The organism is Neobacillus drentensis (assembly GCF_036962765.1).
Taxonomy (GTDB): Bacteria; Bacillota; Bacilli; order Bacillales; family Cytobacillaceae; genus Neobacillus; species Neobacillus drentensis_C.
This window is the reverse complement of the sequence record NZ_JBALOS010000040.1, coordinates 6,782-22,792: the sequence shown is the minus strand read 5'-3', so window position 1 is coordinate 22,792 and position 16,011 is coordinate 6,782. Positions and strand designations below refer to the sequence as shown.

Below are 16,011 nucleotides of genomic sequence, written 5' to 3'. Positions count from 1 at the left end.
GGAGATCCTTAACATGCTGCAAAAGTTAAATAAACAACTTGAAAGAATCATGCCATTAATTACACCGGTTGGGGTAGTGATAGGGGTAATATTCAGTATACATCTCAAGGACTTTTCTTATTTAGTGCCATGGATTTTTGCATTTATGACCTTCTCAGGGAGTTTAAGTTCCAATTTCCATTCGTTAAAAGAGGCAATCGTACATCCTTTTCCTATTTTTATCGCGATGTTAATCCTCCATATTCTTATGCCTATTTGGGCATGGAGTGTTGGACATATCGTTTTTTCTGGTGATATTTATACGATTACCGGGCTTGTTTTAGGAATGGTGATACCAACAGGGGTCACAAGCTTCATATGGGTAGCCATATACAAAGGAAATATTCCGTTGGTCTTATCGATTATTTTAATAGATACTTTGCTTTCACCTATAATTGTTCCCTACTCGATATCATTTTTTATGGGTGAAAGAATTGAAATGGACTTTTTTAATATTATGAAAGGGCTATTGGAAATGGTCGTCCTCCCATCGCTGATTGGTATGTTTTTAAACCAAGCGACAAAGGGGAAAATTAAAGATCAATTAGGAACACGACTTGCTCCTTTTTCGAAAATTGGTATGGGATTTGTCGTCATGCTAAATGGGGCAGTTGTGGCACCATACTTACAGAATATTAATCTTAAATTAGTAAGTATTACTATGACTGTCTTTATGATTGCATTGACTGGATACTTGTTTTCATTTTTAATTGGGAAATTATTTAATGGTGGACGCGATAACGTCATTTCACTGACTTTCACGGGTGGAATGAGAAATATCAGTGCAGGGGCAGTGATCGCTATCTCCTACTTTCCAGCTGCAGTTGCGGTGCCAGTGGTTATCGGCATGCTGTTTCAACAAACCCTTGCCTCGTTAAATGGCCATTTTCTTAATAGATATTATAATAAGAAAGTGGAAAATCAAGATTCTGTTGCCTTATAAGGGAAAACATAACAAAACATCCTCACGACCGAATTGGCGAGAGGATGTTTTGTTTTTAATATGCATCAAGACTGATATGTTTAAATTTACTAACCTGAAACAACCCTTTATCTGTTAGTTTCAGTTCGGGTATGACCGGAAGTGCAAGGAAAGATAAGGTCAAAAACGGGTTAAAATGGTGATTTGCTCCTAATTTGTTAAGTGCTTGATTGATCTCATTAAGACTTGCATAAACCTCTTGAAACGGCCGCTCTGACATTAACCCTGCAATGGACAGCTCCAAGGAAGCAATCACTTCTCCATGATGAACTACAACCAGACCACCTTGCATCTCTTTCATCGCTTGTGCGGCAGTGACCATATCATCATCCGTAGCACCAGCAATAATAAGATTATGGGAATCATGGGCAATGGTGGTTGCAATAGCACCTGATTTTAGACCTAAACCTTTCACAATTCCTAAACCAATTTGATTTTTCAGGTGATGGCGTTCAATGACGGCCAACTTTAATTGGTCATTAATAATCGAAGTTTGAAAGAATCCACTTTCATTCGTGTCAACCTTTTCAATTATATGTCGGGTCACAAGACTATTGGGAATAATTTCAATGATATTTGCTTTGTTAGTTTTTAAAGGAATGTGAAAATGATTTTTGGTTAGTTCATAGAAACGAACAGAATTTCTTAATCGCTCGGTTTCAACGAAAGTTTGGTTGGATAACTCCATAGTAAGTTGACCATTTTCGACAACCACCTTTCCATCTTTAAAAACTTTGGTAATAGTCAGTTTTTTAATGTCATCAAACAGGAAAAAATCCGCTTTGTATCCAGGTGCAATCGCCCCCTTATCTTCGAGGCCAAAGCATTCGGCTGCATTGATAGTTGCCATTTGAATGGCGGTAATTGTAGAGAGACCTGAGGCAATGGCAAGTCTCACGTTGTGATCGATGCTGCCGTCATGGATCAAGTCATCTAAATGTTTATCGTCGGTAACAAATAAGCATCTTCTGGCATTTCGCTCATTGACGATTGGAATCAATTGTTGTAAATCCTTTGCAACCGTCCCTTCGCGAATCATTACATACATTCCTCTTCTGAGACGCTCTTTTGCCTCTGCGGCTGTTGTGCTTTCATGATCGGTGCGAATCCCAGCCGCCATATAAACATTGATATCATTCGGTGATAAACCTGCAGCATGGCCGTCAATTTTTTTACCGGCTTGTTTGGCTGTTAAGATTTTTTCAAGCATGTCATGTTCAGCTTGTAAGACTGCTGGAAAATTCATGACTTCAGCTAGACCTAACACACGTGGCTGTTGATAAAACGGTTTGAGGTCATCGGCAGTGAGGGTTGCACCAGAATTTTCAAATTCGGTCGCTGGAACACATGAAGGAAGCATAAAGAAAAAGTCAAACGGAAGATTTTCCGAGGAATCAAGCATGTATTGTATTCCATCCGTTCCTAATACGTTGGCAATTTCATGAGGGTCGGCAATAACCGTGGTCACCCCGTGCGGCAGAAGAACCCTTGCAAATTCCTTTGGTGTGACCATCGAGGATTCAATGTGAACATGACCATCGATGAAGGCGGGGGAAATATATTGACCCTTCGCATCAATCGTCTTTTTTCCCTCATATTCTCCGATCCCTGCAATGTATCCATCAACGATTGCAATGTCTCCTTCAACGATTTCACCAGAAAAGACATCGATAATTTTTCCATTTTTAATGACAGTATCTGCTGGCTCTCGTTTAGAGGCTACAGAGATTCTCCTCTTTAATCGATTTCCCTCCATAGGACAACATCCTCTTCTGTCAGATTAATATTCCACTTTATCTTGTGCAATCTCCCATGTTCTAAACGGCAAGTCACCATCAGTCGGAAAAATTTTTATCATCGGTATTTTTCGATATTCAACAGGTAGGGATAGTTGATCATATATAAATTGATCATCGAAGCCGATCTTTGCCGCATCTTGTTTAGTGCAGGCATAATAAACAGCCTTGGGGCGAGCCCAGTAAATCGCGCCGATACACATCGGACAAGGTTCACAGCTGGTATAGATTTCACAGTCGATCAGTTGAAAGTCGTTTAAATTCCGGCAGGCATCTCGAATGGCTTGCACTTCTGCGTGTGCAGTAGGATCGTTGGTCCCCGTTACTTGATTCCGGCCAACACCAATGATTTTTCCATCCTTGACTACGACCGCTCCAAAGGGTCCGCCTTGTTTAGTCAAAACATTATTTAACGCCAGCTCAATTGCTTTTTCCATAAAGTGTGGATCTGACATATAACCACTCCATTCTATTTTTCAATTAGACTATTAGGATTGATTACACATGTGATGAATTTCCGGTTGTAGTTAGCCTGGAGAACCAGAAATTGATGACAGTGAAGTAACTTAACATACATTATTCACCATGATGCTTACAAATGCTCCATTATTGTAAGGTTATCTGCCAACCTTTTTAAAAAGGTAGTGTTATATGGCTATAAACTAGTCATTTCTGTAAAAAGTAAGAAATCAATCGTTACATTTTCTATGTAAGATTATATGACACCTGTGTAGATACTAGTTCCTCTTTTAGATATTATGGTGAAAAAAGATGACATGGCACATTGTTAAACATGTTCATCTATCTACATAAATCAACCCAGTCAGAAGAAATTTGAAAAAGAACATGGGTGTATTTTGGGAGGTCTACCATATATATATAGTTATATAACTAGGTAAGATTAGGGGGTCATAGATGGAAGGGATTCATGAAATCTTAAATGCTTTATATTCTGATTCTCATCATGAAGGAGATGTCCTCGCTACGATTATTCATGTAGAAGGATCCGCTTATCAAAAAGAGGGTACGACCATGTTGTTTCGGAGTGACGGGACACAGATTGGTATGTTAAGTGCGGGCTGTCTAGAAACAGACTTATCCTATCGAGTTCAGGAAGCCAAGAATGAAGGGACTGTTCAAACCGTTATTTATGATCTGCGTGAGGAGGGGGATTTGTCATGGGGACAGGGGGCAGGCTGTAACGGGGCCATCCACGTGCTGCTCGAACCTGTCGACGCCTTTCTTCATGACCATCTAGGTAAGTTGAAGTGCCATTTGGATAATGGGAAACGAGTCACGATGATCAAAAAAATGACCAATGAGTTTTCTGTTTCTGACTATTTATTTGTGTCAGATGATAAACATCATTTTGGTAAATGGCATGGCAGTGTATCAAGGGAGATAAAATGTCTCTTAAACGATATTCATCAATCCTTCCCGAAAAGCGGGATAAAATATGTTACGGAATTATCCTCTACTGTTTATGTCCATTCATTTGAACCAAAGCCTAGATTAGTTGTATTTGGCGCTGGTGCTGATGCAGTGCCATTGGTAAAGATTGCCTCGCTGGCAGGTTTTTCAGTGACTGTTTTAGATTGGAGCTCTGCATTTTGCAATGAGATTCACTTTCCTGATGCTGACCGATTGCTGGTCGGTTATCCGAGTGAAACGATTCCATTGCTTCAATTAACCCGTGCTGATTCAGTCTTAATCCTTACCCACCAATTTCATAAGGATCAGGAAATATTGAAATATATAAAAGGGGAGGACCTAAGGTATTTAGGAGTTCTTGGTCCCAGAAGAAGGACACAACGGCTTCTTGAGGGGGAGGCTGTAATTTCAGACATTAGCAGTCCCGCTGGTCTATCGATTGGAGCTGAAGGATCAGAGGAGATTGCAATCAGTATTGTCGCTGAATTAATACAACAGCAGCGCAATAAAAAGCAGCAAAAGGTGATGACATGTGATGGATAACCATGGTGTCATCGCAGTCTATCTTGCGGCGGGTAAGAGTCAGCGGATGGGGATTAACAAGTTGGCACTCCCTCTGGGGGAGAAAACCATTGGTAATGCTGTCTTAGAAAAGGCGGTAAGTTCTGATTTAAGCTATACGATTGTGGTGACAAGGGAAGCAGATCGGCTTAACTGGATTGATGACACTCTTTGGCGAATACCGCTCCGGAAAAATTGGGAAGCGGTGATATGTCAAGATGCGGATAAAGGGCAGGCACATTCCTTGAATCGTGGTTTGTCGACAGCTATTGAAATGGAACCAAAAGGGATCATGGTTCTTCTTGCTGATCAACCACTTCTGTCAGTAAGGATCATCAATGATTTGATTTTTCGATACCTAAAGGGTATCCAGCAACATATCGATATTCCGTTTCTGGCTGCAAGTTTTCAGGGGATTCCAAGGCCGCCCATTATTTTTTCACCAAAGATGGTTCCTGAGTTACTAAAACTCAAGGGGGACGAAGGGGCACGACAGTTGTTCAATAAGAGCCCAATGACTGGAAAACTAGTGGACTATGAAAGTGAATGGGACTTTTTTGATGTGGATACGAAAGAAGATTATGAATGTCTGAAAGGGTGTGGGCACGGGTGCTGAATAAGCAGAGGAAATCTCTGCCGCTGTACAAGATATAGCGGGATTATTCGCTCAGTTCAACGATCCGTGTCTAGGATAAAAGAAAGAGAGGGTGAAATAGCCTGCAGCTTACGATAGAGAAATTAAATCAATTGAACAAAGAAGAGTTTGTGAAGAAAGTAGGATGGGTGTTTGAGCATTCCCCATGGGTGGGCTCGCTGGTATGGGAAAGTCTGCCGTTAAATTCTCGCGAGGAACTTTTACAAACAATGGTTACAGTTGTAAAAAATGCAGAGGAAGCTTTGCAATTGGCACTGCTCCGAGCCCATCCGGATCTTGGAACCAGATTAAAAATATCCGAGGTTTCCGAAAAAGAGCAAGCGGGAGCAGGTCTTGACCGGCTATCAAAGGATGAGCATAAGGAGTTTCTATCACTGAATCAAAAATATGTCGAGCAATTTGGCTTTCCTTTTATCATGGCGGTTAAGGGCCAAACCAAAGAGACTATCCTGGCTGCGATGCAACAGCGTGTTGGTAATACCTATGAACAAGAATTCCAGACAGCTTTAAATGAGGTCTATAAAATTGCCGGGTTCCGCTTAAATGATGTTATCTAAGAAGTTGTCCTTTTGGCAAGCTAATGAGACAACTTAACTATATAAAGGGGGATGATGGTATGAAAAGAACGATGCGCTATGGAAAAGCAGATGTTTGGGTTTATCGCACTTATGCAGCTCCGCTTACAGGAGTTCGGTCGATTCCTGAATCAACCTTCAAAGGGCGCAGTAATATTCTTTTTGGAATGAATGTAAAGGTGGCGGTTGAAGGGGATGCCTTCCTATCGTCATTTAAAGATGGGGATAATAGATTAATAGTGGCTACCGATTCGATGAAAAATTTTATTCTAAAACATGCTGGTGATTATAAAGGTTCAACCCAAGAAGGATTCTTAGAATTTGTCGCCCGTCGTTTCCTTGAAACATATTCCCATATGAGTGCTGTTGATATTTCTAGTGAACAAATCCCATTTGATGAACTTCAAGTGCCAACGAATAATGGCTTTGAAGCAAGTCCATTCGTGTTTCGTTATTCATTAAATGAACAATCCATGGCTTCAGTTGAAGTGAAACGCTCTGGGGAAGAGATCCTCACATCTGATCATCTCTGTAGTTTGAAGGGGCTTAAACTTCTAAAGGTACGTGGAAGTTCCTTTTACGGGTTTGTACGGGATGAATATACCACACTGCCAGAATCCTATGACCGCCCGCTCTTTATCTTTTTAAATATAGGGTGGCGTTATAACGATTTCGAGAATGCTAAGGGCGGTACGAATGATGGGTATGTCGCAACAGAGCAAATAAGGGATATAGCTTATACCGTTTTTCATGAAGAGAATTCTCCTTCCATCCAAAATCTTATCTACCGTATTGGCCTTCGCATATTAGAGCGATTTCCACAGTTGGTGGAGGTTCGCTTTGAATCCAATAACAGAACCTGGGAAACCGTTTTAGACGAGATTCCTGCCTCGCAAGAAGGAAAGGTATTTACCGAACCGCGCCCTCCATATGGGTTTCAATGTTTCTCGATGACTCGTGACGATTTAGAACATACAAGGGAATCACCGAAATGACAGGGAAGTTAACCACTCACGTCTTGGACTTAAGTATTGGTAAGCCTGCAAGTGGGGTGTTAGTGGAGTTATGGCAAGTAGATTCAGATAACCTGTTTCAATTTATACTGACATGCCGCACAAATGAGGATGGACGGGTTAATCAGCCGCTCTTAGATGGGGCATCCATGAAAATAGGAATCTATGAACTTCGTTTTTATGTTGGAGATTATTTTCGAAATTGTGGGAAGCAAATCGGAAATCCTTCATTTTTAGATTGTGTTCCGATTCGATTTGGCATTTCTGAACCCGCATCCCCCTATCATGTACCATTGTTGATTTCACCTGGTGGGTACAGTACCTATCGGGGGAGTTAAGGAGGGGCATAAAATGAAAGATCTATGGGTGAAGAATGGGATAGTTTTTACCGAGGAAGGCTTTCGTGAGGTAAATATTCGCGTGATTGATGGGCGGATAGACTCCTTTCAAAAAAATGAACCAGAACCATTGATTGAGAAAACAGATACGACAATCGATGCAAGCGGTTGTCTAGTGGTTCCTGGTTTTATCGATGCCCATGTCCATTTTAATGATCCAGGAAGAACCGAATGGGAAGGAATCGAGACAGGCAGCCGGGCCGCAGCTATCGGTGGAACAACGACGATCTTTGATATGCCGCTGAACTGTGCCCCCTCTGTCACTAATTTTAAGAATTTACAAGATAAGAAGGACTATTTAACTGCAAGGTCATATGTTGATTATGCCTTGTGGGGAGGTATGACTGACACGAACCTCACTAACCGGCAGGAACTCTCTCAAATGGGTGAGGGAATTATTGCTTGGAAAGCCTTTATGAGTGAGAGTGGGATTGAAGATTTCCGATTTGTTTCACCAGATGGATTAAAACAAGCCATGCAAGCAGCAAAGGAACATAAGAAGATCCTCGCCCTTCATGCAGAATGGAATGAGGAGATTAATAAATGGACAGCTTTTTATAAACATAGAGCCGGGATTAATGAACGGGAGGCCTTTCTTGCGAGCAGACCTATATCTGCAGAAGAGACAGCGGTCAGCTATGCCTTAGAGCTTGCTGCCAAATATGGAACAGCCCTGCATTTTGTTCATATTAGTTCGGCGAAAGTAATTGGACTAATCGAACAAGCCAAAAAAAGCGGAGTAGACGTCACAGTGGAAACCTGCCCTCATTATTTGATTTTTGATGAAGAAGATTTTCTTAAAAGTGGGGCAATCCTTAAATGTGCACCTCCATTAAGACCGCGCGATGAGGTAGAAGGGTTATGGGACTGCCTTCAGAGCGGCTGGATTGACACAATTGGATCAGATCATTCTCCATGTCTATATTCGATGAAAACAACGGAATCCATCTGGGATGCATGGGGAGGAATTCAAGGGGTTCAGTTTACATGGCTGTCACTACTGGATGAGGCCCTGAAACGAAGAATGAACCTTAAACAAATTTTACCGTTAGGGACATCCAATGTTGCGAAGCGGTTTGGCATAGCGGACCGAAAAGGACAGATCCGTCCCGGCTTAGATGCGGATCTCGTCTTGATTCGCCTGGATGAATCAACGTTTGTTAATAAACAGTCATTGGCTTTCCGGAATGCCTATTCACCTTATGAAGATAAAGAGTTTTTACTTAAGGTGAAGAAAACGATTTTACGAGGCAGGGTCATTTATGATGATCAATCCGGGGTGAGTAACGAAAAATTAGGTGTTTGCCTGTAAATAAAGCTGTCATTCGCCGTTAGAAAAATACCCAAAAACTGAACTAGAGATTGTTCTTGATTTACTTATCCAATTCTTACCTCACAAAGCGAGCACGTAGTAAAAAGGAGGAGTTTGATGAATCAAGATAAGGAACGATTAATCCAGTGGATTGACGAGCACCAAGCGGAAATGATTGATTTTTTAAAAAAGATTGTGCAAGTTCCATCGGATAATCCTGCAGGCGACTGTTATCCGATTGCTGCTTTTTTATACCAACAACTTCTAGGTCTTGGATTTGAGGATGTCTCCCTTTTAGAGGTGGATGAAGCGGAAGTGAGAGCCGCTGGAATGATTAGTTTGGCCAATGTCCTTAGTCGTACCGAGTTTGGAAATGGAGAAGGAATGAATATCGCCTTAAATGCACATGGGGATGTTGTGCCGCCGGGGCTGGGCTGGAGTGTCGACCCATATGGGGGAGCGATTATTAACGGTAAGATGTATGGGCGAGGCGTAGCAGTTTCCAAATCGGACATTGCAGCCTATTCGTATGCTGTTTTAGCTTTGAAACAGGCCAATATCAGTCAACCATTGCAGGGGAAAGTCGACCTTGCCTTTACTTTTGATGAAGAGACAGGGGGGGAATTAGGACCGAGAAGGCTGCTTGATCAAGGGGCAATCATTCCAGACCAAGCAATTGCCGCCGGTTTTACCTACTCAGCGGTCAATGCCCATAACGGCTGTCTCCATTTTGAAGTCAAAACGATTGGAAAGTCTGCCCATGCAGCTCTGCCTCACACAGGAATCGATGCGTTAGAGGCGACAACAAGAATCCTAAATGCTTTGTATGAATATCGTCAGACTCTTGCAGCTAAAAAATCTGCAGTGCCTGGGATTGATCACCCAACCTTGGTTATCGGTCTCATTTCAGGGGGGATTAACACGAATGTCGTCCCTGATGAATGTACAATCAGGGTCGACCGGAGATTGATCCCTGGTGAAGACGGGGCCGAAGCAGAAGCGGAATTTCGTCATGTAGTGGAAGAAGCAGTTAAGACAATTGAAGGACTCAAAATAGAAATTCGAAAAATTCTTCATGCGGAAAGCTTCGGACCTGTTCCTGAAGATTCATCATTGATTTCAACTCTTTCTTCGAATTGGAAATCCATTATTAAGGAGAAGGGTGAATTAGCGATTAACGGAGTACCGATCTATGCAGATGCCCGTCATTTTTATGAAAAAGGCATCCCAACAATCATGTTTGGTGTTGGACCTAAAGTGCTCGAAGAGGCCAATGGGCACCGGGCTGATGAACATATCCGAATCGATGATTTGGTTGATGCCACAAAGATTATTGCTTGTACACTTTATGATTTATTGGGGAGAGGTAAGGGATGAAGTTAACCCAGCGGGAGCAGGAAAAATTAATGATTGTTGTTGCAGCAGACCTGGCCAGACGCCGCAAAGAACGGGGCTTAAAATTAAACTATCCAGAGGCGATTGCGCTGATCACCTACGAAATTATCGAGGGGGCCAGAGATGGAAAATCGGTAGCTGAGCTGATGAGTGAAGGGACCAAAATATTATCGTGCGATGATGTGATGGAAGGGATACCGGAGATGATTCACGATATTCAAGTAGAAGCAACCTTTCCAGATGGAACCAAGCTTGTCACTGTACATGAACCGATTCGCTAGCAAAGAGCTGTTTGTTGGAAAAAAGTAGTGATTTTACAAAATATTAATCTAATTTTACAAGATAAATAGGGAATTTTACACAATGGCTAGTTAATTTTACAAAAAAAGAAATTATTTTACGAAAAAGAAAATTAATTTTACGATAAATGGAAAGTAACTTCCAATTAAGGAGACTGCTTTAAAAATAGCGGTTCCATCCTACGAAATAAGTGATTCATTTTACCAAAAATCATCAGAGCACCAATCAAACAAATCTAATATATTGGAGTGAAAAAAATGATTCCAGGAGAATATCTCTTACGACAAGAGCCGATTGTCTGTAATCAAGGAAGGAAGACTTCTAGGATCATGGTGCTCAATCAAGGCGACCGGCCAATACAAATTGGGTCACATTTTCATTTTTACGAAGTAAATAGTGCGCTGAAATTTGAACGTGACCTTGCGTTCGGCAAGCATCTAAATATCCCGGCCGGCACTGCTGTCCGGTTTGAACCTGGTGATGCGAAAGAAGTTGAACTCGTCCCCTTCGCCGGTCAGCGTGAAGTCTATGGGTTAAATAATAAAACGGAGGGCCCATTGGACCAAGGAGAGGAGGACCCGTTATGAGCTTTCGAATGTCAAGAAAGCAATATGCAGACATGTTTGGTCCGACAACAGGGGATGCCATCCGGCTGGCCGATACCGATTTATTTATCGAAATCGAAAAGGATTTTACCGTTTATGGGGATGAAGTGAAGTTTGGCGGCGGAAAGGTAATCCGTGATGGGATGGGACAGCATCCGCTTGCCACACGAGCACAAGGAGTACTCGATACCGTCATAACTAATGCGATTATTCTGGATTATAGCGGGATTTATAAAGCCGATATTGGCATTCGTGATGGACGAATTGCAGGAATCGGAAAAAGTGGGAATCCCCTCTTAATGGAAAGCGTAGACATGATCATTGGTGCCTCAACCGAAATTATTGCCGGCGAAGGCATGATTGTAACAGCCGGCGGCATTGATGCCCATATCCATTTTATAAGTCCACAGCAAATCGAAACAGCTCTATCATCCGGGATTACAACCATGATCGGCGGCGGCACGGGTCCGGCCACTGGAACGAATGCAACAACGTGCACACCGGGTGAATGGAATATTCATCGCATGTTAGAGGCAGCTGAAGAATTCCCTATGAATCTTGGATTCTTAGGAAAGGGAAATTCGTCTGCGGAAGAACCCTTAATTGAACAAATCAATGCCGGTGTAATCGGGCTTAAACTGCATGAAGACTGGGGGACAACCGCCTCAGCGATAGACCACTGCCTCAGGGTCGCAGATAAGTATGATGTCCAAGTTGCCATCCACACCGACACACTTAATGAAGGCGGATTTGTCGAGGATACCCTAGCGGCGATTAATGGCCGGGTTATCCATACGTATCATACGGAAGGGGCTGGCGGGGGGCATGCTCCCGATATTATAAAAGTGGCAAGCTACCCGTATATCTTACCATCATCCACCAATCCAACACGTCCGTATACCAAGAATACCTTAGATGAGCACTTAGATATGCTGATGGTTTGCCATCATTTAGATCCTGATGTACCCGAAGATATTGCCTTTGCTGACTCACGAATTCGAAAAGAGACGATTGCTGCGGAAGACATTCTCCACGATTTGGGCGTGTTCAGCATGATTAGTTCCGATTCGCAGGCGATGGGACGAGTGGGCGAAGTGATTATGCGGACCTGGCAAACGGCTGATAAAATGCGAAAACAACGAGGCAAGCTGCCTGAAGACAAGGGAGAAGCAGATAACTTTCGTGCCAAGCGATATATTGCCAAATACACGATTAATCCAGCGATAACGCACGGGATTGCTGCGGAGGTTGGTTCGGTAGAAGTGGGGAAAATGGCCGACCTTGTCATTTGGGATCCAGCATTTTTTGGTGTTAAACCAGAGATTGTCATTAAAGGTGGAATGATTGCCCATAGTTTGATGGGAGATCCAAATGCATCCATTCCAACTCCACAGCCAGTTCTGTACCGTCCTATGTTTGCTGCTTTCGGAAAAGCCAAGCACACCACATCGGTTACCTTCATGTCTAAAGCAGCCATTGAGCAAGGTGTTCCCGAAAAGTTGGGGCTAAAAAAACAAATCAAACCAGTCCAAGGAATTCGTCAACTTTCAAAAAAGGATATGAAACTAAATGCTGAAATGCCAACCATTGAAGTCGATCCACAAACTTATGAAGTCATCGTGGCTGGCGAACTTGTGACCTGTGAACCAGCAGAGGTATTACCGATGGCGCAGCGCTATTTCTTATTTTAGGAGTGAGATTATGATTATTGAAGAAATCATTGGGAATATGGAAGAAATCTCGACAAATGGACGTCACATTGAAAGAGTATATTTAGCGAGTGATGACTTAGTGAAACGAATTCAGCGGGTGACTACAGACCACGGGAAAGAACTTGGCATTCGCTTAAAGACCCCCAAAGACTTAATCGACGGCGATATCTTGTTCATGGATGACAGAAATATGATTGTCATCAGTGTTACAAGTGATGATTTGCTCGTGATTCAACCGACTAGCCTAAAGCAAATGGGGGAAATTGCTCATCAGTTAGGGAACCGCCACCTTCCTGCTCAGTTTGAAGGGGAGGTTATGCTCCTCCAATATGATTATCTCGTTCAAGAACTGCTGGACCAGCTTGCTGTACCCTACTCAAGAGATGAGAGAAAAGTAAAAAAGGCCTTCCGCCATATCGGTCATTCCCATGGATAATCATCTCTTGGCGTTACTGCAAATCGGAGATTCGAATTTTCCTTCAGGAGCTTTTTCTCACTCATTTGGTTTGGAAACTTATATCCAGGAGGAAACCGTCTATAGTAAGGAAACCTTTTTTGAATGGATTCGAATATACTTGGAAAAACAAATGGCCTATACGGATGGGCTTGCCTGCCGCTTAACCTTTGAGGCGTTACTCAATCATGATTTCGAAGAGATATGGGGGCTGGACAAAAAATTGTTCGTGCAGAATATCTCCAAAGAAGCACGAGAGGCAAACCGGAGGATTGGGGAAAGAATGATTCGAATGGGGATCGATTTATATTCTATCCCAGTATTAGAAACATACCTTAAAAAAATCCGGGCCAAGGAGGCGTATGGTCATCCTGGAGTTGCCTTTGCGATGATCTGCCAGTACCTAGGGATCGAGAAAAGACCGTGTATATTAACCTTTCTTTATTCAAGTATGGTGACACTTATTCAGAATGGGGTACGCGGAATCCCGCTTGGCCAGACGGCAGGCCAACGCATTCTCTTAGAATTACAGCCGTATTTGCTGAAGACAACAGAGGAAATGGAGGGGCTGGATGCTGATGATTTCGGGGCCGTCGCTCCTGGAATTGAAATGGCACAAATGCGCCACGAAAGATTACATACCAGATTGTTTATGTCCTAAATAACCATGAAAGAAGGGGAAAGAATGGAGCCAATACGTATCGGAGTGGGAGGACCAGTGGGAGCAGGGAAGACACTGCTTGTAGAGCGGTTAACCAGGCACCTCCATGAAGAATATAAAATGGCGGTCGTAACCAATGACATCTACACAAAGGAAGATGCACAGTTTTTAATAAAAAACAGTGTCCTTCCGGAGGATCGAATTATTGGTGTGGAAACCGGAGGATGCCCGCATACGGCGATTCGGGAAGACGCATCCATGAATTTTGCAGCGATTGATGAGTTAAAAGAGATACATCCGGATCTTGCGCTGATTTTTGTCGAAAGCGGCGGTGATAACCTAGCTGCTACCTTTAGTCCGGAACTTGTTGACTTTTCTATTTATATTATCGATGTAGCCCAAGGTGAAAAAATCCCCCGTAAGGGCGGTCAAGGGATGATCAAATCGGACCTGTTTATCATCAACAAGATTGATTTAGCTCCATATGTTGGCGCAAGTCTAGAAGTCATGGAGGCAGATACACAGGCAGCGCGAGGCAAGAAGCCGTATATTTTTACAAACTTAAAAGAGGATGTTGGTATAAACGAAGTAATTGATTGGCTCAAGTCAAATGCGCTATTGGCAGGATTAGGGTAAGTGGAACATTGGACTGGATACTTGCGGCTAACAGGTATGAGGAAAGGGAAGAAAACCATTTTAAAAGAATCCTATTCAGAGGGTGCTTTAAAAATTACTAGACCCGTTTACCTGACAGGGGGCGGCGAAGCCTATTTTTATGTGATGAATCCGGGTGGAGGATACGTGGAAGGTGACTCCTACAAAACTGTCGTCGTTTTGGAAGAGGACGCTGAGGCAGTTGTTACAACCCAATCGTCTACTAAAATTTATAAAACCCGTACCTGTCCGGCTACTCAGGAAATGGAGTTCCATTTAAAAAGCGGAAGTATATTAGAATATCTACCTGACCCAGTAATTGCTTACCAGCATGCCTGTTTCAAGCAGCGGACGGTGATTCGAATGGCAAAAAGCGCATCCCTTATTAGCTGGGATATCTATACTCCTGGCTGGGCTCCAGATGGAATGCCTTTTCAATATGAATTACTGCAAGCCAAAATGGAAATTTATATGGACGACAAACTCGTGTTATTTGATCATGTGAAACTGCAACCTGACAACGACCTTAAGGGCCTTGGTATGATGGAGGGTTTTTCTCATTATGGATCGATGATTGTTGTTGATCATCGAATTAATCCAGCGTTATTGGCCGACCTGCAAGATGTTTTCGACACTTTGCTAGAGGTTAGAATGGGTATATCGATGCTTGCCGTTTCGGGGTTTGCTCTAAGGGTATTGGCAAATAGCACACAGGACATAGAAAAAGTCTTATCTATCTGTCATGAAATCATCAGGACCAAAGTGTTACAGAAAGAACCTATTTTTTTAAGAAAATATTAACCGGCTGGTGAATGTAACACCGCCGATTTTTTTCTAGTAGAATTATGAATAGGCTTATCAGTGCAGTATAATGGAAATATCCATGAGGTCTAAAATGGAGGAGGAAAGAAATGAGTAAGCTTTTTGTCGACAAAACGATTGAAATCAATGCTCCAGCGTCAAAGGTTTGGGAGGTTATAACGGTCCATGAGTACAATAACCATTGGGCGACAGAATTTTCAAGCGGAGGCCCACAGTTTCATCTTGACTCTACTTGGGAGTTAGGCAGTCCTGTCCTTTGGAAAGGCGAAGACGAGACGGTTATCGTCGAGGGTAATGTGACGGCTCTTGAGCAAAATAAACTCCTCCGCTTTACCGTATTTGATGTTCGGAGTGAGGAAAAGGCACTTGTTACCGATGAAGACGGGATTACCTTCCAATTGTCTGAGGAAAATGGAAAGACGACTTTACACATTTTGCAAGGAGATTTTTCTGTGATGCCGGAAGGGAAAAAATACCGTGATTTAAGTGCGGATATTTGGGACAAAGTGCTGCCAAGTATTAAAAAGATGGCGGAAGTGAACTAACTAGTTATACATAAATCAGTAAAATTTTTGTTGGGCTAGGTATTTATTAACCTAGCTTATTTTTGTTGTGATAAAATTTTTATAAGGCTATTTTCGCATAG

18 protein-coding genes are annotated in these 16,011 nt (G+C 42.5%); 16 read left to right on the top strand and 2 right to left on the bottom strand.

The genetic code is table 11. The features are described from left to right. Positions 1–13: 13 nt before the first annotated feature. Positions 14–982, top strand: coding sequence for a bile acid:sodium symporter family protein (locus tag V7137_RS06775; protein ID WP_335697369.1), 969 nt, complete (start codon positions 14–16; stop codon positions 980–982). A 55-nt stretch (positions 983–1,037) separates the two neighbouring features. Here V7137_RS06775 and ade read toward each other — a convergent pair whose 3' ends face one another. Further along, complete coding sequence (gene ade / locus V7137_RS06770) at positions 1,038–2,777, bottom strand: adenine deaminase (RefSeq protein WP_335697368.1); 1,740 nt, start codon at positions 2,775–2,777, stop codon at positions 1,038–1,040. Positions 2,778–2,801: 24 nt separating this feature from the next. Next, a complete protein-coding gene (locus V7137_RS06765) occupies positions 2,802–3,272 on the bottom strand; it encodes a nucleoside deaminase (RefSeq protein WP_335697367.1) in 471 nt (156 codons plus the stop codon). Positions 3,273–3,732: 460 nt separating this feature from the next. Here V7137_RS06765 and V7137_RS06760 point away from each other — a divergent pair, with 460 nt between their 5' ends. The 15 genes from V7137_RS06760 (at position 3,733) to V7137_RS06690 (ending at position 15,910) form a co-directional block, all read left to right on the top strand. Beyond that, positions 3,733–4,791, top strand: coding sequence for an XdhC family protein (locus V7137_RS06760; protein ID WP_335697366.1), 1,059 nt, complete (start codon positions 3,733–3,735; stop codon positions 4,789–4,791). Next, positions 4,784–5,425, top strand: a complete 642-nt coding sequence (locus tag V7137_RS06755) for an NTP transferase domain-containing protein (RefSeq protein ID WP_335697365.1) — start codon at positions 4,784–4,786, stop codon at positions 5,423–5,425. Before V7137_RS06760 ends, V7137_RS06755 begins: the two co-directional genes overlap by 8 nt. A gap of 149 nt (positions 5,426–5,574) precedes the next feature. Next, on the top strand, positions 5,575–6,021 hold the full coding sequence (gene uraD, locus V7137_RS06750; RefSeq protein WP_335697364.1) for a 2-oxo-4-hydroxy-4-carboxy-5-ureidoimidazoline decarboxylase: 447 nt from the start codon (positions 5,575–5,577) through the stop codon (positions 6,019–6,021). A gap of 59 nt (positions 6,022–6,080) precedes the next feature. Next, complete coding sequence (pucL, locus tag V7137_RS06745) at positions 6,081–7,034, top strand: factor-independent urate hydroxylase (RefSeq protein WP_335697363.1); 954 nt, start codon at positions 6,081–6,083, stop codon at positions 7,032–7,034. Continuing rightward, positions 7,031–7,390: a hydroxyisourate hydrolase gene (gene uraH, locus V7137_RS06740; protein ID WP_335697362.1), complete on the top strand. Its 360-nt coding sequence runs from the start codon at positions 7,031–7,033 to the stop codon at positions 7,388–7,390. Before pucL ends, uraH begins: the two co-directional genes overlap by 4 nt. A gap of 13 nt (positions 7,391–7,403) precedes the next feature. Beyond that, complete coding sequence (gene allB, locus V7137_RS06735) at positions 7,404–8,762, top strand: allantoinase AllB (RefSeq protein ID WP_335697361.1); 1,359 nt, start codon at positions 7,404–7,406, stop codon at positions 8,760–8,762. 117 nt (positions 8,763–8,879) lie between these two features. Beyond that, positions 8,880–10,139, top strand: a complete 1,260-nt coding sequence (locus V7137_RS06730) for an ArgE/DapE family deacylase (RefSeq protein ID WP_335697360.1) — start codon at positions 8,880–8,882, stop codon at positions 10,137–10,139. Further along, a complete protein-coding gene (locus V7137_RS06725; protein WP_335697359.1) occupies positions 10,136–10,438 on the top strand; it encodes an urease subunit gamma in 303 nt (100 codons plus the stop codon). The genes V7137_RS06730 and V7137_RS06725 overlap by 4 nt, the downstream gene beginning before the upstream one ends. 276 nt (positions 10,439–10,714) lie before the next feature. After that, complete coding sequence (locus V7137_RS06720) at positions 10,715–11,044, top strand: urease subunit beta (protein WP_335697358.1); 330 nt, start codon at positions 10,715–10,717, stop codon at positions 11,042–11,044. After that, positions 11,041–12,753 carry an urease subunit alpha gene (gene ureC / locus V7137_RS06715; protein WP_335697357.1) on the top strand — a complete coding sequence of 571 codons (1,713 nt, stop codon included), beginning with the start codon at positions 11,041–11,043 and terminating at the stop codon, positions 12,751–12,753. Before V7137_RS06720 ends, ureC begins: the two co-directional genes overlap by 4 nt. Positions 12,754–12,763: 10 nt before the next feature. Next, a complete protein-coding gene (gene ureE, locus V7137_RS06710; RefSeq protein WP_335697356.1) occupies positions 12,764–13,210 on the top strand; it encodes an urease accessory protein UreE in 447 nt (148 codons plus the stop codon). A 7-nt stretch (positions 13,211–13,217) separates the two neighbouring features. Then, a complete protein-coding gene (locus V7137_RS06705) occupies positions 13,218–13,889 on the top strand; it encodes an urease accessory protein UreF (RefSeq protein ID WP_335697355.1) in 672 nt (223 codons plus the stop codon). A 24-nt stretch (positions 13,890–13,913) separates the two neighbouring features. Continuing rightward, positions 13,914–14,525 carry an urease accessory protein UreG gene (gene ureG / locus V7137_RS06700; RefSeq protein WP_218350337.1) on the top strand — a complete coding sequence of 204 codons (612 nt, stop codon included), beginning with the start codon at positions 13,914–13,916 and terminating at the stop codon, positions 14,523–14,525. After that, positions 14,526–15,344, top strand: coding sequence for an urease accessory protein UreD (locus V7137_RS06695; RefSeq protein ID WP_335697354.1), 819 nt, complete (start codon positions 14,526–14,528; stop codon positions 15,342–15,344). Between the two features lie 110 nt (positions 15,345–15,454). Further along, the gene (locus V7137_RS06690) at positions 15,455–15,910 is read left to right on the top strand and encodes an SRPBCC family protein (RefSeq protein ID WP_335697353.1); all 456 of its coding nucleotides are present in this window, start codon (positions 15,455–15,457) and stop codon (positions 15,908–15,910) included. Positions 15,911–16,011: the final 101 nt, after the last annotated feature.

Bases quoted from the DNA above. Each gene is read 5' to 3' on its own strand.
- ureC (WP_335697357.1), top strand. From the start codon at position 11,041: ATGAGCTTTCGAATGTCAAGAAAGCAATATGCAGACATGTTTGGTCCG.
- ureG (WP_218350337.1), top strand. From the start codon at position 13,914: ATGGAGCCAATACGTATCGGAGTGGGAGGACCAGTGGGAGCAGGGAAG.
- V7137_RS06760 (WP_335697366.1), top strand. From the start codon at position 3,733: ATGGAAGGGATTCATGAAATCTTAAATGCTTTATATTCTGATTCTCAT.
- V7137_RS06755 (WP_335697365.1), top strand. From the start codon at position 4,784: ATGGATAACCATGGTGTCATCGCAGTCTATCTTGCGGCGGGTAAGAGT.
- V7137_RS06730 (WP_335697360.1), top strand. From the start codon at position 8,880: ATGAATCAAGATAAGGAACGATTAATCCAGTGGATTGACGAGCACCAA.
- ureE (WP_335697356.1), top strand. From the start codon at position 12,764: ATGATTATTGAAGAAATCATTGGGAATATGGAAGAAATCTCGACAAAT.
- pucL (WP_335697363.1), top strand. From the start codon at position 6,081: ATGAAAAGAACGATGCGCTATGGAAAAGCAGATGTTTGGGTTTATCGC.
- uraH (WP_335697362.1), top strand. From the start codon at position 7,031: ATGACAGGGAAGTTAACCACTCACGTCTTGGACTTAAGTATTGGTAAG.
- V7137_RS06720 (WP_335697358.1), top strand. From the start codon at position 10,715: ATGATTCCAGGAGAATATCTCTTACGACAAGAGCCGATTGTCTGTAAT.
- V7137_RS06725 (WP_335697359.1), top strand. From the start codon at position 10,136: ATGAAGTTAACCCAGCGGGAGCAGGAAAAATTAATGATTGTTGTTGCA.
- V7137_RS06775 (WP_335697369.1), top strand. From the start codon at position 14: ATGCTGCAAAAGTTAAATAAACAACTTGAAAGAATCATGCCATTAATT.
- ade (WP_335697368.1), bottom strand. From the start codon at position 2,777: ATGGAGGGAAATCGATTAAAGAGGAGAATCTCTGTAGCCTCTAAACGA.
- V7137_RS06765 (WP_335697367.1), bottom strand. From the start codon at position 3,272: ATGTCAGATCCACACTTTATGGAAAAAGCAATTGAGCTGGCGTTAAAT.
- allB (WP_335697361.1), top strand. From the start codon at position 7,404: ATGAAAGATCTATGGGTGAAGAATGGGATAGTTTTTACCGAGGAAGGC.
- V7137_RS06690 (WP_335697353.1), top strand. From the start codon at position 15,455: ATGAGTAAGCTTTTTGTCGACAAAACGATTGAAATCAATGCTCCAGCG.